An 18,164-nucleotide genomic window follows, 5' to 3' on the forward strand; every position below is an offset into this window, starting at 1 on the left:
TTGCCGAGGGGCGGGCATCGATAGACACATCAGCAAGAGAGCCCGGTTCACGGGCTCTCTATGCATGCCTCGGCATATTATGCCAGAAATGGCGCCGGGACCGGCCGCCCCGAAAGTCACGGATCGATGCGGTTTTCTTCCACCCCGTGACAAGCCACCTGGCCGCCATCCTCTGTGGCGATCAGCTGGGGGATCTCGTCACGACAGCGCTGGTTGGCATGCGGGCAGCGACCGTGGAAGACACAGCCCGATGGCAGGTGGACCGGCGTCGGGACTTCACCTTCAAGACGAATGTGTTGCGGACGGTCATCCTCGAGCCGAGGAATGGCCGACATCAGCGCCTGTGTGTAGGGATGGCGGGGTCGCGCAAAGAGTGTGGCGGTCGGGGCGACCTCGCAGACCCGGCCCAGGTACATGACCGCGACGCGCGTGCCGAAATGCTCGACCACCGCCAGGTCGTGAGTGATGAACAGGTAGGTCAGGTTGTGTCGCTGCTGAGCCTCCATCAGGAGGTTGAGCACCTGGGCCTGGATCGACACATCCAGTGCCGAGATAGGCTCGTCGGCGACGATGAACTCCGGGTCCACGGCCAGGGCACGGGCGATGGCGATGCGCTGGCGTTGTCCGCCGGAAAACTCATGGCCATAGCGCGGCCCCCAATCCGCACTGATGCCCACCGACTCCATGACCTCGCTGACCTTGTCCTTGACGGCCTGATTGGACCAGTCCGGATGGTGCAGCCGGATCGGCTCCTCCAGCGTCTGCTGGATGGTCATGCGAGGGTTCAGGGAGGCGTAGGGATTCTGGAAGATCATCTGCATGCGACGACGATAGGGCAGCAACTGCTTGCCGCTCATGTTGTCGATTCGCTCCCCGGCATAGCGGACTTCACCGGCCGAGGGTGTGAGAAGCCCCATCACGGTACGCGCCACGGTGGATTTGCCGCACCCGGACTCGCCCACCACACAGAGGGCCTCGCCACGCTGAATGTCCAGGTCCACGCCATTGATAGCATGAACATGCTCCTGGTGGCGTACCAGCTTGCCCCCCTTAAACTGCAATTGTTCGAGAAAATCGCCGGACAGCGAGAAGCGCTTCTCCAGCCCCTTGAGGCTGAGCAGCGGGGCGGTGGATGCCGTGCCTGTTGCACTCGAATTCATCACTCTTGCTCCTGTGCCGGAATGCGTTCGCTGTCGATCATTTCCGCCACCATGTGACAGGCGGCCTGGCAGTTGCCGGAGGTGACAAAGGCCGGCACTTCCTCGCGGCAGGCCTGACGGTCGGTGCCATCGCTGCGCTGGACGAAGCCGCAGCGTGGGTGGAAGGCACAGCCGGAGGGCAGCTTGGAAAGCGACGGCATGCTGCCGGGAATCTGATTGAGCCGCTCGCCCGGGGTGGCCATCTGCGGCAGGGCATTGATCAGCCCCTGGGTGTAGGGGTGCTGAGGATCATTGATGATCTCCCGAGTAGGGCCCTGTTCGATGACGCGACCGGCATACATGACCAGCATGCGCTGCGTGACCTGGCTGACCACTCCCAGGTCGTGAGTGATCAGGATGAGCCCGACGTTATGCGTCTCGCAGAGCTCGAGCAGCAGGGCCATGATCTCGGCCTGGATGGTCACGTCGAGCGCCGTGGTCGGCTCGTCGGCGATGATGATGTCCGGGTCGAGCAGCAAGGCGACGGCGATGATCACCCTCTGGCGCATGCCGCCGGACAGTTCATGCGGATACTGATCGAGACGTGCCTCGGGGGAGGGAATCTGCACCTGCTGTAGCCGCTTGAGCGAAATGGTACGCGCCTGACGGGTCGTGATGCGCCGGTGGGCTTTGAGGCACTCGACCATCTGCTCACCGATGGTCAGCACCGGGTTGAGCGTCATCATCGGGTCCTGGAAGATCATCGACATGCGATGGCCGCGAATCTTGCGCAACTGCCGATCGCTGACGCCGATGAGCTCCTGATCGTCGAAGCGGATACTGCCACCGGCGATATAGCCGGGCTTGGCAATCAGGTTCAGCAGGCTGAAGGCGGCCACGGACTTGCCGGCACCGGACTCGCCGACGATGCCCAGGCGTTCGCCGCGATCCAGGCTGAAACAGACATCGCGCAGGGCCTGGACATCGCCGCCACGCAGCGCAAAGCGCACGTCGAGGTGGTTAACGTCGAGTAGAGACATGGATTCAGCCCTTGTAGAGTCGCGGATTCAGAACGTCACGCAGCCAGTCACCCAGCAGGTTGATCACCAGCACCAGAATCACCAGCACCAGGCCGGGAATCAGCGTGATCCACCAGGACCCGGACTGCAGGTAATCGAAACCGGACTTGATCAATGAGCCCAGCGACGGCTGGGTTTCGGGCATGCCAAGCCCCAGAAACGACAGGGCCGCTTCGGAGATGATGGCATTGGCCACCTGGACCGTGGAGATGACAAAGATCGGTGACAGCGTATTGGGCAGGATATGCCGAAACATGATTCGGCGACTGGACAGGCCCATCACCCGAGCGGCATCGACATACTCCTTGCCCTTCTCGGCGAGCACCGAGGCCCGCACGGTACGCGCGTACTGGGGCCACTCTGCCAGACCGATGATCAATACCAGCAATGGCACGGCATAGGTGCTGAAGGTGGCACCACCGAAGATTGCTTTGAACAGGGCACCCACAATGATGGCAACCATCAGGGTCGAGAAGGACAGCTGAATGTCGGCCAGACGCATCAGAAAGGCATCGACACGCCCCCCCATGTAGCCGGCCAGCAGGCCGAAGCAGACACCCAGTGTGGCCTGCATAGCCACGGCGCCGAAGCCGATGATCAACGAAACCCGGGCGCCATAGAGGATGGTCGAAAGCAGATCACGGCCCTGGGCATCGGTACCCATCAGGTAGGTGGGGTCGCTGCCGTCAATCCACAACGGCGGCAGCTCAGAAGCCAGAATGTCAATCTGCGCCAGGTCATAAGGGTCCATGGGCGCCAGCCAGGGGGCCAGCACGGCAGCCGTGACCAGCAGGATGAATGCCAGCAGACTGACCTGGGCGATCAGGTCACGCTTGAAACTGTAGAGCAAGTAGGAGTCGCGAAAGCGCTCCCAACGGCTCGCGGGTCGAGTCGTCTGCGAGGTCATGCGGGTTTCCCTGTCAGCTTGACGGTGGGATTGATCAGGCCATAGATCAGATCGACCAGGGTATTGGTGATCACGAAGATCAACCCGACGATCATCAGATAGGTCACGATCAGCGGTATATCCGAGCGCTCGATGGCATCCAGGAACATCAGCCCCATGCCGGGCCACTGGAAGACGGTCTCGGTGAGAATGGTGTAGGCCACCAGGGTTCCGATCTGCACGCCACCCACGGTGATGACCGGCAGCATGGTGTTCTTCAGGGCGTGCAGAAAATAGATGCGACGTGGCGATATGCCCTTGGCGCGGGCGAACTTCACATAGTCCGACTGCAGGACCTCGAGCATCTCAGCACGAATCAGGCGGATGAAGAGTGGCAGCATGATCGATGCCAGAGAGATGGCCGGCAGCACCAGATAGGTCAGTCCTTCCAGGGAAGCAAAGTTGGTCTCCCAGGTGCCTAAGACTGGAATCGGATCGCCGCGACCGTAAGCCGGCATGCCACCTTCGGTGCTTACCAGGTCATTGAGCCAGCTGCCCCAGCCGGTATCCGTGGGGAAGGGCGTCCAGGTGACGCCGATGGCAAACAGCTGGATAAGCACGATGGCAGTCAGAAAGACCGGTATCGAGATGCCGACAATCGATACGCCCATGAAGAATCGTGACAACCAGGCGCGTGGCTTGATAGCACTGTAGACCCCGATGGGCACCGACAGCGCGATGATCAGGAAGGTCGTAGCGGCCACCAGCTCCAGCGTCGCCGGCAGGTGACGCATGATGACCTGAGTGGTCGGCTCGTTGAAGATGTACGAATACCCGAAGTCGAACTGGGCGGCGTTGGCGGCGAAGCGCAGATACTGTACGGCAAAGGGATCGTTGAGCCCCAGCTCTTCTCGCAGGGCTTCACGCTCACTCTCGGGCACCGACTGACCGACCATCTGCTGGATGGGGTCGCCGAGATTGTCCTGAATGGCGAAGGCGATCACGCTGATGACGAACATCACCAGTAGCGCGTGAAACAGGCGCTTGATCAGAAAAGCGATCATGAGGGCGTTCCATGGTTTCCGGGGCTGTTTTCCGGGCCGACACGCGAGACCGGAGTTCCAGGGCCTGTCACGCGAAAACGCGCCCTTCGATTGAAGGGCGTGTCTCGCAGTGAGCTGTTGAAAGGCCGACCCATGGAGGAGCCATGGATCGGCAGGAGGATCTTATTCGTCGCCGTCCATCACCAGATCCCCGAGGTAGGGGAAGTTCATGACGTTGACCACCGGCTCGATGTCGACATTACTGGCACTGGCCCAGGCCAGGTCCTGCCAGTGCAGCGGAATGAAGGCCGCCTCGTCGTACAGCGTCTGCTCCATCTGCTGCAGCATTTCAGCGCGTTTCGCCTGATCCAGCTCGAGGTTGGCTTCGGAGACCAGCTTGTCGACCTCGGGGTTACAGTAATTGCCCGCGTTGTACTGACCGGCACCACTGTCTGCGTCCGGACAGGCGGTCAGGTACTCATGGAAGTTGGCCGTGTCCTCGGTGTCGGCATGCCAGCCGATCATCATCATGTCGGCGACGCGATCATCATATTCCCCCCAGTACTGCGCCTTGGGCAGGGTCTTGAGGTCCACCTCGACGTTGATGCGAGCCAGCATGGCGGCGACTGCCTGGGCAATCTTGGCATCGTTCACGTAGCGATTGTTGGGCGCCATCATGCTGATCGAGAAGCCGTCCTCGTACCCGGCCTCGGCCATCAGCTCCTTGGCCTTTTCCACGTCATAGCGGGGTGCCAGCTCACTGTTGTGACCGGCATAACCCTCTGGCGACATCTGTGCCGCCGGTGTCGCGAAGCCCTTCATCAGGCGGTCGGCGATGCCTTCCTGATTGATGGCGTAGGCAAAGGCCTTACGCACGCGTGGGTCCTGGAAGGCTTCGACGCGCTCCTGGTTCATGTGGAACAAGATGATGCGCGTGCCCGACATGGTGACCAGTTGCGTATTGTCGTCATTGCGCACGCGCTCCAGATCATTGGGCGGCACCGGCGCAATGAAGTCGACGTCGCCGGAAAGCAGGGCGGCGACACGGGTGGCATTCTCGCCGATCGGCTTGAGCACGATCTTGTCGACGTTGCCCGGTGACTCCTCGTCCCAGTAGGCATCGTTGCGTTCGAAGGCCACGCGTACCCCCTGCTGGCGTTCGGTGACCTCGAACGGACCGGTGCCAGAGACGTTGCGCGAGGCATAGGAGTTGCCGTTCTTGACGATCTCGTCCTTGGCGTCACCATCGCTGTCTTCCCCGGAGTAGAACTCGCTATCCATGGGGAAGATGTAGGTCGCCAGGTTGAGCAGGAGTGGGTAGGACTGATGGGTGTTGATCTCGACGGTGTGTTCATCGACCGCCGTGACACTCTCGATGGGCTCGAAAATCGCCTTGAAGTCCGGGCTGCGCTTCAGGCGTTCGATGGTCCAGACCACGTCCTGCGCTGTGAACGCATTGCCGCTGTGGAATTCGACACCTTCGCGCAGGCTCATGCGCAATGTGGTGTCATCGACCTGCTCCCATGAAGTCGCCAGACGGGGCTCGATCTCCAGGTCCTTGTTCCATCGCACTAGGGGGTCGAAGGTCATGTGCGAAAGCTGGAGGATCCCGCCGGACAGCTGCTCATGAATGTCCAGGGAAACTGGATCGGCATCATAGGCCATGCGCAGGGTATTTTCCGCCAGGGCAGCCGGAGCGAAGGCAGCAGAGGTCATGGCGGTGCCGATGACGCTGGCCAGCAAAGTCTTCTTGATTGTCATGTGTCGTTCCATGCCAGGTGAATTGTTATCGGTTTCAAGCCCGGGACCTGTATTAGGGCGTATCCACCATTGTGGTCCATTACTCAACATAGAGAGATCGGCAGGAAAAGCACAATCGAAAATGTGATACGTGGTCATGCGTTGCGTGAATAACCGCGCGGCAAACCGCATGGATCAGTCTTCGCCGGCCGCGGTGACACGATCGATGCGATACAACGTCGAAACCTGGTCGAGCCCCGTCACGCTGCAGTCGAGATCGGTCGCTCGACCGTCACTGAGCCCGTAGACCCAACCGTGAACCGCCAGCGGCTGACCGCGTTGCCAGGCCCGTTGAATGATCTTGGTACGGCACAGATTCTTGACCTGGGCCTGGACGTTGAGCTCGCACATCCTGTCGACCTGCTGGTCCATCGACAAATGCCCCAGGTCCGGGCGATGCAGGCTGTAGAGTTCGCGCACCGAGTGCAGCCAGTAATCGACAATGCCGCACTCGCCGCCGGCCACCGCGGCTTTCACACCACCGCAACCGTAGTGGCCGACGATCATGATGTGCTTGACCTTGAGCACATCAACTGCAAACTGCACTACCGACAGGGCATTCATATCGTTGTGATGCAGCAGATTGGCTACATTGCGATGCACGAAAACTTCGCCGGGAGGCAGGTCGATGATCTGGTTGGCCGGCACTCGGGAGTCTGAACAGCCAATCCACAGATAATCGGGATTCTGTTGTTGGGATAGACGGGCGAAGAAATCGGGATCCTGGCGACTGACGCTATCGGCCCATTGGCGATTGCGCTCGAGGAGCTGTTTCATTTCGTCCTTCATGGGGGGAGTCTCCAGGGTGATCGGATAGCCAGAGAAGTGCATTCTTTATTACCCGCATAGCAAGGGTCAATCGGCAGTCCCTGCCGACCGCGCATCGACGCTGGTATGATAAGTGCTTATTCCGCTCATGCATCAACAGGAGACGCCTGTGTCCGAGTTCGATTATGACCTTTTTGTCATCGGCGCCGGATCCGGCGGTGTGCGTGCCGCCAGAACCGCCGCCGCCCGTGGCGCCCGCGTGGCCGTGGCCGAGGACCGCTATCTAGGTGGTACCTGTGTGAATGTCGGCTGCGTGCCCAAGAAACTGTACTCGTATGCAGCGCACTTCCACGAGGACTTCGAGGATGCCGGAGGCTTCGGCTGGCAAATGGGCGAGGCCCCACGCTTCGACTGGGCGACCCTGCGGGACAACAAGATCGGCGAGATCAAGCGCCTGAACGGCATTTACGGCCGGCTGCTGGACAATGCCGACGTCAGCCTGATCAACGGCCGGGCCACGGTCATCGATGGTCATCATGTCCAGGTCGCGGGTGACGTCATCAGTGCCCAGAAAATCCTGATCGCGGTCGGCGGCTGGCCATGGGTGCCCGACTTTCCGGGCAGCGAGCTCACCGTCAACTCCAATCAGGTCTTTGACCTGGAGAATTTTCCCCAGCGCTTTCTGGTGCTGGGCGGTGGCTATATCGCCGTGGAGTTCGCCAGCATCTTCAACGGACTGGGCAGCGATGCCCACCTGGTCTATCGGGGAGAGCTGTTCCTGCGTGGCTTTGATGACGAGGTGCGCACCTTCGCCCGTGACGAAATGGCCAAGAAAGGCGTCAATCTGCACTTCAACACCAACATCGAATCCATCGAGAAAGTCGCGGGTGGCCTCAAGGTCACGCTGACCGACGGCCGGGTCATGGAGGTCGATGCGGTGCTCGCCGCCACCGGGCGCCGTCCCCATCTGGCCGGGCTGGGCCTCGATCGCCTAGATGTCGCGACCAACGACGATGGCACTCTCAAGGTCAACGAGCGTTTCGAGACCTCGGTGTCCTCGATCCTGGCGCTCGGTGACGTCACGGGAGGCCCGGAGCTGACTCCCGTGGCACTGGAGGAAGCCATGAAACTGGTGGAGTATCATTTCACCACTTCCACGCCCGAACCACTGGACTATGCGCGCATCGCCACCGCTGTGTTCTGTCATCCCAATATCGGCACTGTCGGCTTGTCCGAGGAAGCGGCCCGCGGGATCTATGCCTCGATCAGTGTCTACAGCGCCGACTTCCGGCCGATGAAACACACGCTGTCCGGCAGCAATGAGCGCTGTCTGATGAAGCTGATCGTCGATGACGCCACGGATGTCGTAGTCGGGGCCCACATGGTTGGCGAAGAAGCCGGCGAAACCATTCAAGGCATCGCCATCGCCGTGCGGGCCGGGCTGACCAAGGCGCAGTTCGACCAGACCGTGGGCATCCATCCCACCGGCGCGGAAGAGTTCGTCACCATGCGCACGGCAACGCGCCACTGAGCATCGTGCCGTCGGGGTGAAGCGGCTATCTGGCAGGCCATCAGGCAACTGGCTGAAGGGGAGGGGGCTAGGAGCCTGTCGGACTTAACGCTGATTTGCTACGAACCCCGGGCTTTCGGCCAATTTCATTCGATCTGATTCGTTAAATAGCGGGCTATTCGCCTCATCAGATCGATAAACTTGTCTCGAAATCCGTGATTCTCGCGACGATCGGTCAAATCCGACAGGCTCCTAGGCGGCAGGGAAGGGCAGGCGCGACCTAATGTTGCTGCAGCCAGTTGATAATACTGCTTAAGGGGTTAATGCCAGCATGATTACCCTAATTTTTGAAATAACATTAAGCGGTTGTTATGATGGAGGTTCAATTCGCTACAGCGAACCCCGAAAATGAGTGCACCTTCAGAGCCGTTTACACCTTCTTCCGATCTGGCCAGGCCCACTGTATCGGACGCCGTGGTCGGCCAGGATGCCAACTCCCTGTTTATTCGCAAACCCAATCCGGATGATGGTTGGGGCGTCTATGAGCTGGTCAAATCCTGCCCACCCCTGGATGTGAACTCCGCCTACGCCTATCTTCTCCTGGCCACGCAATTTCGCGAGAGCTGTGCCGTGGCGACCAACGAGGCAGGGGTGATCGTCGGTTTCGTCTCCGGCTATGTCAAAAGTGATGCACCGGATACCTATTTTCTGTGGCAGGTCGCCGTCGGGGAAAAAGCCAGGGGAACTGGCATGGCGCGCCGCCTGGTAGAGGCTATCCTGACCCGGCCGCTGTTCAGCAACGTGCATCATCTCGAGACCACCATTACCCCCGACAACCAGGCCTCCTGGGCTTTGTTTCGTCGACTGGCCGAGCGCTGGCACGCCCCCTTGAACAGTCGCGAGTACTTTTCCACCGACCAGCTCGGCGGCGAGCACGACCCGGAAAACCTCGTACGCATTGGGCCCTTCCAGACGCACAAAATCCGATAAGACGCACTAGCCTGATATTTTCAGGTATGTCATTGGCGTACTACGTCAGTTCACTGACTTCCCTGATGAAGAGCTCATCCCGGGCTCGGTATCCAGGAAAACAGCACCCACAAAGATTTACAGCACCCACAAAGATTTTTAGTTGATCGCCTGACGTGTGGCTTGTGGCATGCTGGACGCAGTCGGCCGTTCCAGCCGACCCGACCACGAATTAATGGAGAGTCGATATGATCGTTCGCAACCTTGAGCAAGCGCGCCAGACCGAGCGCCTCGTCACCGCCGAAAACGGCAACTGGGACAGTACCCGTTTATCCCTGGCCGAAGACGGTGGCAACTGTTCCTTCCACATTACCCGTATCTTTGAAGGCACCGAGACGCACATTCATTACAAGCATCACTTCGAGGCCGTTTATTGCATCGAGGGCGAGGGTGAAGTGGAGACCCTGGCCGATGGCAAGATCTGGCCGATCAAGCCGGGGGATATCTACATCCTCGACCAGCACGACGAGCATCTGCTGCGTGCCACCAAGACCATGCACCTGGCCTGCGTGTTCACACCTGGGCTGACCGGCAACGAAATGCATCGCGAAGACGGCTCCTACGCGCCTGCGGAATAACAGCGCCGGGCACCCGGATGCCGGTGCCTGGGCAAGCCCTCGGAGCAAGCGGGCCGGGGGCCTGGCTGAAGACGTGAAGGAGGGGCTGCAGATTTCCCCAAATAATTCTCAACCCTTTATTTAACATAATATACATTCTACGAAACTAAGGTAGACACTAGGTCGAAGCTTAAAGCTTCCCCTGAATGCAACCTGCCTGGCGCCGGGCTGTCACTGTCTTGTTACTCATGTTGATCAAGCCGTCGTGGACACTGGGTGGTCGGCTCCTTATCATCCAGAAAACTCGCGTTTCGTTTCCTCTGTGCCAAGGACGCTTTCCCACATGCCGATACACGCTTTCCGGATGTTTCTGCTCTTCGGCTCCGCAACATTGCTCGGTGGATGCGCGCTTCTGCCACCCCAGCAGGAACCGGTTGCGCCGCCCGTCAATCGCGTCGAGTTCACGGCCGGCATTCAGGAGCTCGAGAAGCGAGTCATCGCGCAGTGCCAGCAGGATAGCGAACGCCTGGCGCAACAGTATCATCAGGATCAGCGCTCCGTGAGCACCGATGTCCAGGCGGTTGGCCGGCAGGTGCGCGAGCTGCGTGACCAGCTCCGGGCACTCGACCATGACCACCGTCAGCAGGAAGCCACCAAGGTCATCACCGAGTGCCGTGCCAGCGACGACCGCCTGGCCAACAAGGAGCTGCTGGGCCGTGCCGAGTGGATCAGCCTTCCGGACATGGGCACTTTTCTCGAGGCGCGTGTCGACTCGGGAGCCGATACCTCCTCGCTGAGCGCTCGCGATATCACGGCCTTTGAACGTGACGGCGAGGACTGGGTGCGCTTCAAGCTTGGCTTGACTCCGGACGACAAGGTGGTCGAGGCAGTGCGTGATGTCTGGCACGAAGCCCCCATCGTTCGCCGCGTTCGCATCACCCAGGCATCCGGCGAGGAATCACGCCCGGTCATCGAGCTGCTGATGACCCTGGGGCCGATCCGTGAACCCGTGCAGTTCACCCTGACGGACCGCAGTCACCTCGAATATCCGGTATTGCTGGGTCGACGCTTCCTGATGGACATCGCCATCGTCGACGTGGCGCGTGAATTCGTGCATGACCAGCCTGAGCTGACCGAGGCTGCCGAGCCGGAGGAAAGCCCGGATGCTTCATCCAAGGAGTCACCCTGAATGACCGCTGGCTCGCCTTTCTTGCTCCTACCAGGAAGTTGACATGTCCCGACTGCCCTTCTATCTGATCGTCGTTGTCTTAATAGTGACCGGCATCGGCATGAGCCTGCACCGACATGTGCAGTTCGAGGTGCCCTGGACCCCGGGTGAACAGCGCCAGGTCTGGGAGATCGAGGCACAGGTGAACTTTGTGGCCGATGGAGGCCCCGCCAAGGTGGAAATGGCGCTGCCGGCGACCCAACAGGGGTTTCGCCTGCAGACGGAACACACTGCGTCCCCGGGCTACGGCCTGTCCTTCATCGAGGAGGACGGTGTGCGTCGCGCGTTATGGTCCATCCGCGACGCCCGCGGCAGCCAGCAGCTGTATTACAACGCGCGCATGCAGGTCACCGCTCAGGCACAGCCTCAGCCAATGCCACCGCCCACGGCGGATAGCGATGCCTTGTGGGAGCGTCCTTATGACACCGCCGCCAGCCAGGTGATCGATCGAGCCTGGTCACGCAGTGCCGATGAGTTCACCTTTGCCCGGGAGTTGATCCGCGACTTCAGCGAGCAACGCCAGGGTGAAAATGCCCGCCTGTTATTGACGCAGTTCGATCGTGTGCCGCTGCTGGTGCGGCTCCTGAACCAGGCCGGAGTGGCCGCACGCGCCGTCAATGGTCTGGAGCTCGAGCACGGTCGGCGCCGCCAGACCCTGACGCCCTGGATTCAGGTATACGACGGCGACGACCATGCCCTCTTCAACCCGGCCAGTGGCGAACAGGGCCGACCACAGAACCTGCTGCTCTGGGAGCGCGCCGGCCAATCCGTGCTTGAGGTTCAGGGCGGCACGAACTCGCGTATCACCTTTTCCATGCTGTCCCGCAACCAACCCGCCGAGGCGGCAGTGCGCGACCGGGTCTCCGAGGCATCGGACACCTTCCTCAACTTCTCGATTCACAGCCTGCCGCTGGAAGAACAGGCGCTCTTCCAGACCATCCTGCTGATTCCCATCGGTGCTCTGGTGGTCGTGTTGCTGAGGGTCCTGATCGGCATCAAGACCTCCGGCACCTTCATGCCGGTACTGATCGCCCTGGCGTTCATTCAGACGACCCTGGCCACTGGTCTGATCGGCTTTCTGCTGGTCGTGGCGGTCGGTCTGGTGATTCGCAACTATCTCTCCTACCTCAATCTGCTGCTCGTGGCGCGGGTCACGGCGGTGATCATCACGGTGATCGCGATCATCTCGCTGTTTTCGGTGCTGGCCTATCGCATGGGGCTCAATGCCGGCCTGACGATCACCTTCTTCCCGATGATCATTCTGTCCTGGACCATCGAGCGAATGTCGATTCTCTGGGAAGAGGAAGGCCCCAAGGAGGTCCTGATCCAGGGTGGCGGCAGCCTGCTGACAGCCGTGCTCGCCTATCTGGCGATGAACAATCCCTGGATTCGCCATATCACCTTCAACTTCCTGGGCGTTCAGCTGATTCTCATGGCACTGATCCTGATGCTGGGCAACTACACGGGCTATCGCCTGCTCGAGCTGCGTCGTTTCCAGCCGGTCACGGAGGATTGATCCATGCCCTGGACCACTCCCGGCAAGCTGCGTGCCAAGGGCATCATCGGCATGAACCGCCGCAACATTCACTATATCGGCCGCTACAATGACCGCCGGCTATACCCCCTGGTGGACGATAAACTGCAGACCAAACTGCTTGCCCAGCGCCATGACATCACCTCGCCGGCGCTGATCGGTACCGTCGCCACCCAGTTCAGCGTCAAGCACATTCGCGAGATGCTGTCGGGACACTCGGGCTTTGTCATCAAGCCGGCCAAGGGCAGCGGCGGCAAGGGCATTCTGGTCATCGAAGGGCGCGACGGGGATGCCTACATCAAGCCCAGCGGCATGCGGTTATCCATTGATGACGTGGAGCGGCATGTGTCCAACATCCTGTCGGGCCTGTATTCATTGGGCGGCTCCCCCGATGTCGCCCTGATCGAGAGTCTGATCGATTTCGACGAGTCGTTCTCGGCCTATACCCATGAGGGGGTACCCGACATTCGCGTCATTGTCTTCAAGGGCTACCCGGTCATGGCCATGATGCGGTTGTCGACGGCCGCCTCCGACGGCAAGGCCAATCTGCACCAGGGGGCGGTCGGTGTGGGCATCGATATTGCCTCGGGTCAGGCCATTCGTGGTGTGCAGTTCGACCGCGCCCGCCACGACCACCCGGATACCGGGCATGAGCTGGCCAGCCTGCATATCGCCGAGTGGCGCACCCTGCTCGAGCTCGCCGCGAGCTGCTATGAAATGACATCCCTGGGCTACCTGGGCACCGACATGGTGCTCGACCGTCAGCATGGGCCCATGCTGCTGGAGCTCAACGCCCGCCCCGGCCTGGCCATTCAGATGGCCAATGGCGAAGGGTTACGCAATCGCCTGGACCTGATCGAGCAACAGCCCGAGGATGTGGCGCCGGCGCAACGCGTGGACTTTGCCCAGCACCACTTTGCCAGGCGCAGCGAACTCCACAGCGACCAGTCCGCCCTGGCGTGACAAACCGCCTGGCAGCCCGACGGCACGACGCGTAGAATCCCAGCTTTACCCCAGAGAGCGCATGGCTAGCATGACCGACTCCCGAGCCCTGATGGAACAGGCCGAGCGCCAATGCCGACAACGCGGCGTTCGCTTCACGCCCATACGGCAGCGTGTCCTGCAGATGATCGCGGAACACCAGGGGGGGCTGAAGGCCTACGACCTGCTCGACCGCCTGACCACCGAGCACGCCTCGGCGCGTCCGCCCACGGTATATCGCACCCTGGAGTTTCTCATCGACCAGGGGCTTGTGCACCGTATTGAATCGCTGAATGCCTATGTCGCCTGCCCTTGTCCGGAGCATGCGCATGGCTTTCAAATGCTGATCTGTCGTGATTGCGGGCGTGTCGAAGAGTTGCATCTCGATGACATCAACACTCAGCTCGCCGGCCGCGCCCATGAGCTGGGCTTCTCCGTCCAGCGACAGACCATCGAACTCCTGGGGTGCTGCCATGACTGCCGGCAGGCCGCCAACGCCTGACGCCAACGGAGCTCACATGTCCGAGGTATTCAAGCAACTCGAAAGCGCCACGGTGGGTACCACACGCCCGCTGGGAGAGATCCTCGATGCCGCCCGTTTCAATGCGGATGGCCTGTTGCCGGCCATAGCGCAGCAACACGACAGCGGTGAAGTGCTGATGATGGCCTGGATGAACCGCCAGGCACTCGAGGAAACCCTGCATACCGGGCGAGTCTGCTACTGGTCGCGGTCCCGGAACACCTTCTGGCGCAAGGGCGAATCTTCCGGTCAGCAACAGCAACTGGTGTCAGCGGCCTTCGATTGCGACGGCGATACCCTGCTGCTTCAGGTCGACCAGACCGGGCCGGCCTGTCATAGCGGGCGTCGTAGCTGTTTCTACGTGGCCCTGGAGATCGACCGGGCGAGCGTCAATGCTGCCCCGCTGATCGACCCCGAGACGCTCTACAAGCGGCGCTGACGGCATGCCAAGCGAGCGCTCGTGGATTCGCCGCTGCGCCACCCGGCTGCTGACCTGGCCGCTGCTGGGCCTGATCAGGCTATATCAACTGGTGGTCAGCCCCCTGCTGGGCCCTCGCTGCCGGTACTGGCCAAGCTGCTCGCATTATACCGCCGAGGCACTGACCATCCATGGGCCGCTCAAGGGCGGCTGGCTGGCCATCAAACGCATCCTGCGCTGCCATCCCGGTGCCGCCGGCGGCATCGACCCGGTGCCCGGCGGCCCCAGCGAACAGCTGTGCAAGGAAGATCCCGAGCTGGACGACGACTTCCGGTGTCGCCATTAACGCAACATGCCCTGATGCCTGAACATCAGGGCTAACCAGGGAAGCGCTGAATAAATCGCCGAGCATGGTGAAGCGCAAGGCGCACGGAGCGCAAAAAGCGAGACTTAACAGATCGTTAGGCGAGCTTTCGAGTGCCGCTCAACGCCGCGATTTGCCAGCGCAGACCTTTATGCAATGTTTCCCTGGGTGAGTTTACACAGCTAGCCGACTCAGGCGGCTTCCTGTTCGGCGACACGATAGATGCGTTCGAGCATGGCATGCAGGCCGTTGCTGCGTGTGGGTGACAGGTGCTTGTCCAGCCCCAGATCCGTCAGGAAGTGCGCACTGGTAGCACGAATGTCCTGCGGGGAACGGTCATTGTAGATGCGCATCAGCACCGCAATCAGCCCTGACACAATGGCGGCATCGGAGATGGCCTGGAAGCGCAGATGCTCTCCGTCACGCTCATGGTGCATCCAGACATTCGATTGACAGCCCTGGATCTTGCGCTCCTCGGTCTTCCATTCCTCCGGAAAGGCCGGAAGCTGCTTGCCCAAGTCTATAATGTACTGGTAGCGATCCATCCAGTTATCGAACATCTCAAATTCTTCGACGAGTTCCTGCTGAGCCTGTTCGGCGCTCGTGGTTGTCATGCCAATCTCCTTGCTGGGGTTACCCCCATTATAACGGTTGCGCCCCGCCGTCGTCCGCCCCTTGAGCGCCCTCACCCGGCGTGGTCACTAGACGGTGCCCCGCCTGCTGGCGATGCCACTCCTCTCCTTCGCTGTGCAGATAACGGGCCGTGGTGTCGAGTCGTGAATGCCGGGCCGTCTCGGCCAGATAGCGCAGCTCGACGCCGGCCTGTGCCTGGTGAGTCAGGGCCGTATGGCGTAGCCAATGCGGCGTGGCGCGACGCAGCTGGCAAGCATCCAGCAGGTCAGGGTGTTTCGCTTCTTGAGCCAGGGCATCGGCCGCCCGGGCGAAGGTGGCACGCATCAACCGGTAGACCTGATTCTCCCCCAGGCCTCGCCGACCATCCAGACCACGCAGCACCGGTGTGACCTCGCCTCGGGCCGGTTGCGACGGCAGCCCCAGGCAGGCCCGCCATTCGCCCAGCAGCTTCATCATGTCCGGCGGCACGGGAATGCTCGCCAGCTTGCCGCCCTTCCCCGTCACCTGCCACCACCAGCGCCCCTCGCGGCGCTTGAAATCATTCATGCGCGCCGCTGCCATCTCGCCGATACGCGGTGCAAGCAGATAGGCAAAGCCGAACAGCACGCGCTGGCGCTGCCATTCGAAACGCTGGCGTGGGCTGGCCGGTTCCGCAGGGGGTCGATTCAACCACTGCCATAACCACTGCCAAAGCGGACGTTCTAGATAGCGCTCGACACTGGTTTGTCGGTTATCCAGACGGCGGCGCTTGTCGCGCATCAACCGAAAGGGGTTGTGCTCCAGCCAGCCCGCCTCGACCAGCCAGGCAAACAACCCCTGGAGGATCACCAGGCTCTGGCGACGGCTGGACGGCGACAAGGGACCACGGAAGGGACGCCAAGCGGGGTCGTGGCGCGGCCTGGTCGGCCCGACCCAGTGCTCGCGGGGTCGCGGGTCCGCCAGAAAGGCCTCGAAGTCATCCAGGTCGCGACGCTGCAGATCCTGCAGTGACCGCCCTGCTTCATTCAACCACAGCAAGAGCCGCTCGGCCTCGCGTCGATAGGCACGCCGGGTATTGGGGCTGGCGCGATACTCGGCCAGCCAGCAGGCCACCGCCTCGGCATCGCTGGAGGCCTGGATGCGCCCGGATGACGACACAGGCAGCGCCGCGCTGTCCGCGGCCGCATACAGCAGGCTGCCGATCTGCTCGGCGGCCGGTCTGCTGGCCGTCGCATAGGGAGCTGAACCGGCAGGCAGCGAGTCGTCTTCCATGGGTTATTCCTTTGAGTAGGATCCTGGGTGGCGGCCGTGCCTCACGGGCTGCGGGCACTGCCCTGCCCGCACCGCGGTCCGGTTAGCGCATCGGCTCGCTCAGTGTGGCGTTACGCGGAAAGAAATTCAAGATAAGGCGCGTAATCTTGAATTTTTGGGCTAATGTGTAAATAAAATTATGTGTTACGTTTTATGTAATATACTTTATTTTAGTCTCCCAAAGCGCTATCCTGCGCTTAGCCTGAAGCAGTCGAGACCCACCAAAGGGGCCCCTACGCACATGGCGGCCGACACCGGCGATCAAGGCAAGCAACCCGGGTTACACGAGGAGTTCACATGGCACGCAGCGGTGTGCGATACGAGGATGTGCAACGCGCCATCGACGCCTTGATGGCACGCGGGGAAGCACCCAGCGTGCACAAGATTCGTGAAGCCCTGGGCACAGGCAGCTTCACGACCATCAGCGAACACTTGCGCGAATGGCGCCGGCTGCGCGAGGAAAACCGCGATGTTCCGCCTCCTCAGGGCATGCCCACCGAGCTTCAGGCACTGGCCGAAGCGCTGTGGAGTCAGGCCCAGGAAGCCGCCAATGACGCCCTGGTGCATTATCGTCAGGAAGCCGATACCCGCGTGGAAGAGGCCCAACAGCAGGTCGCCGGGGCCGAGCGCCGTGCGGAGGACGCCGAACAGCGGGAAGCCGCCCTGTCCTCGCGCCTGACGGAGCTCGATCAACGTCTCGATGAGCGGACCCGTGAACAGGCGCAGCTACAGGCCGAACACGATGCCCTGCAGGAGCGGCTGACCCGCGCGCAACAAGAGGTCGAGACCCTCCAGTCGCGACTGGAAGCCGCCAGACAGCAAGCTCGTGAGCAGGAACAGGCCCACCAGCAGGCCCTGGAAGCGCAGCAAACGAACCTCGAGCAACGCCTGCGACAGGAAGAGGAGCGCAATGAAAGCGCCGAGGCGCGCCTCATGGGCCTGCTGGATGAGGCCCGACAGGAGCGCCAGGCGGCCGAGAAGGCCCATGCCGGGCGCGAACAGCGGCTCGAGCGTCAGCTGGAAGATGCCCGGGCACAGCACAAGGCCCGCGAACAGGAGCTGTCCGAGGCCCAACACGCGCGACACGAGGCCGAACGGGCCCGCGCCACGACACAGGAGAGAGAAACCGAGCTGCAGCGGCAGAATGAAGAACTGGCCGCGCGTATTACCGAACGCGATCGCCAATTGGCCGAGCAGGCCGAACACTGGCAACAACGCGAGCAGCAGATGGAAGAGCGGCTATGGACGTCGCTGGAAGCCTTGCGCAGCGAGTGGCGGGATGCGCGGGAGCGAGCCGAGGACACTACGGACTCGCCTGCTTCGGATCGCGAGGACCCCGCCTGAACGGGGCTGGCTCGCGCTAGAGGGGATGCCTGCCGCGACCA

General features: G+C 61.4%; 18 protein-coding genes. 10 read left to right on the plus strand and 8 right to left on the minus strand.

Annotated features, from left to right (window positions below; all coding sequences use genetic code 11):
- Nucleotides 1-116: 116 nt before the first annotated feature.
- The 6 genes from QWY74_RS11645 to can form a co-directional block, all read right to left on the minus strand.
- A complete protein-coding gene (locus tag QWY74_RS11645) occupies nucleotides 117-1,160 on the minus strand; it encodes an ABC transporter ATP-binding protein (protein WP_264825812.1) in 1,044 nt (347 codons plus the stop codon).
- Entirely contained in the window at nucleotides 1,160-2,179 is a 1,020-nt protein-coding gene (locus tag QWY74_RS11650) for an ABC transporter ATP-binding protein (protein WP_264825813.1), read from the minus strand. Before QWY74_RS11650 ends, QWY74_RS11645 begins: the two co-directional genes overlap by 1 nt.
- A gap of 4 nt (nucleotides 2,180-2,183) precedes the next feature.
- A complete protein-coding gene (locus QWY74_RS11655; RefSeq protein ID WP_264825814.1) occupies nucleotides 2,184-3,125 on the minus strand; it encodes an ABC transporter permease in 942 nt (313 codons plus the stop codon).
- Nucleotides 3,122-4,168, minus strand: coding sequence for an ABC transporter permease (locus QWY74_RS11660; protein WP_264825816.1), 1,047 nt, complete (start codon nucleotides 4,166-4,168; stop codon nucleotides 3,122-3,124). The genes QWY74_RS11655 and QWY74_RS11660 overlap by 4 nt, the downstream gene beginning before the upstream one ends.
- Nucleotides 4,169-4,330: 162 nt before the next feature.
- On the minus strand, nucleotides 4,331-5,908 hold the full coding sequence (locus tag QWY74_RS11665; protein WP_264825817.1) for an ABC transporter substrate-binding protein: 1,578 nt from the start codon (nucleotides 5,906-5,908) through the stop codon (nucleotides 4,331-4,333).
- 174 nt (nucleotides 5,909-6,082) lie between these two features.
- The gene (can, locus tag QWY74_RS11670) at nucleotides 6,083-6,736 is read right to left on the minus strand and encodes a carbonate dehydratase (protein WP_264825818.1); all 654 of its coding nucleotides are present in this window, start codon (nucleotides 6,734-6,736) and stop codon (nucleotides 6,083-6,085) included.
- Nucleotides 6,737-6,863: 127 nt separating this feature from the next.
- Between can and gorA the strand changes: the two genes are divergently transcribed.
- From gorA to yidD, 9 genes are all read left to right on the plus strand, one after another.
- A complete protein-coding gene (gene gorA, locus QWY74_RS11675) occupies nucleotides 6,864-8,246 on the plus strand; it encodes a glutathione-disulfide reductase (RefSeq protein WP_290314378.1) in 1,383 nt (460 codons plus the stop codon).
- A 387-nt stretch (nucleotides 8,247-8,633) separates the two neighbouring features.
- Nucleotides 8,634-9,215 carry a diaminobutyrate acetyltransferase gene (gene ectA, locus QWY74_RS11680; RefSeq protein ID WP_264825819.1) on the plus strand — a complete coding sequence of 194 codons (582 nt, stop codon included), beginning with the start codon at nucleotides 8,634-8,636 and terminating at the stop codon, nucleotides 9,213-9,215.
- A gap of 227 nt (nucleotides 9,216-9,442) precedes the next feature.
- A complete protein-coding gene (locus tag QWY74_RS11685; protein WP_264825821.1) occupies nucleotides 9,443-9,832 on the plus strand; it encodes an ectoine synthase in 390 nt (129 codons plus the stop codon).
- Between the two features lie 322 nt (nucleotides 9,833-10,154).
- Nucleotides 10,155-11,000, plus strand: coding sequence for an ATP-dependent zinc protease family protein (locus QWY74_RS11690; RefSeq protein ID WP_264825823.1), 846 nt, complete (start codon nucleotides 10,155-10,157; stop codon nucleotides 10,998-11,000).
- Between the two features lie 43 nt (nucleotides 11,001-11,043).
- A complete protein-coding gene (locus QWY74_RS11695) occupies nucleotides 11,044-12,555 on the plus strand; it encodes an inactive transglutaminase family protein (RefSeq protein ID WP_264825824.1) in 1,512 nt (503 codons plus the stop codon).
- 3 nt (nucleotides 12,556-12,558) lie between these two features.
- Nucleotides 12,559-13,536 (plus strand): alpha-L-glutamate ligase-like protein, encoded by a 978-nt coding sequence (locus tag QWY74_RS11700; protein WP_264825826.1) that lies wholly within the window; start codon nucleotides 12,559-12,561, stop codon nucleotides 13,534-13,536.
- A gap of 70 nt (nucleotides 13,537-13,606) precedes the next feature.
- Nucleotides 13,607-14,056: a Fur family transcriptional regulator gene (locus QWY74_RS11705; protein WP_264825916.1), complete on the plus strand. Its 450-nt coding sequence runs from the start codon at nucleotides 13,607-13,609 to the stop codon at nucleotides 14,054-14,056.
- A 16-nt stretch (nucleotides 14,057-14,072) separates the two neighbouring features.
- Nucleotides 14,073-14,513 (plus strand): phosphoribosyl-AMP cyclohydrolase, encoded by a 441-nt coding sequence (gene hisI, locus QWY74_RS11710; RefSeq protein ID WP_264825827.1) that lies wholly within the window; start codon nucleotides 14,073-14,075, stop codon nucleotides 14,511-14,513.
- A gap of 4 nt (nucleotides 14,514-14,517) precedes the next feature.
- Nucleotides 14,518-14,838 carry a membrane protein insertion efficiency factor YidD gene (gene yidD, locus QWY74_RS11715; protein ID WP_264825828.1) on the plus strand — a complete coding sequence of 107 codons (321 nt, stop codon included), beginning with the start codon at nucleotides 14,518-14,520 and terminating at the stop codon, nucleotides 14,836-14,838.
- Between the two features lie 209 nt (nucleotides 14,839-15,047).
- On the opposite strand, the gene QWY74_RS11720 is transcribed toward yidD, so the two are convergent.
- Both QWY74_RS11720 and QWY74_RS11725 read right to left on the minus strand, forming a co-directional pair.
- Nucleotides 15,048-15,470: a SufE family protein gene (locus QWY74_RS11720; RefSeq protein WP_264825829.1), complete on the minus strand. Its 423-nt coding sequence runs from the start codon at nucleotides 15,468-15,470 to the stop codon at nucleotides 15,048-15,050.
- 28 nt (nucleotides 15,471-15,498) lie between these two features.
- The gene (locus QWY74_RS11725; RefSeq protein ID WP_264825830.1) at nucleotides 15,499-16,740 is read right to left on the minus strand and encodes a tyrosine-type recombinase/integrase; all 1,242 of its coding nucleotides are present in this window, start codon (nucleotides 16,738-16,740) and stop codon (nucleotides 15,499-15,501) included.
- A 336-nt stretch (nucleotides 16,741-17,076) separates the two neighbouring features.
- Here QWY74_RS11725 and QWY74_RS11730 point away from each other — a divergent pair, with 336 nt between their 5' ends.
- Complete coding sequence (locus QWY74_RS11730) at nucleotides 17,077-18,123, plus strand: DNA-binding protein (protein ID WP_264825831.1); 1,047 nt, start codon at nucleotides 17,077-17,079, stop codon at nucleotides 18,121-18,123.
- Nucleotides 18,124-18,164: the final 41 nt, after the last annotated feature.

The organism is Halomonas almeriensis (assembly GCF_030409235.1).
GTDB classification, from domain to species: domain Bacteria; phylum Pseudomonadota; class Gammaproteobacteria; order Pseudomonadales; family Halomonadaceae; genus Halomonas; species Halomonas almeriensis.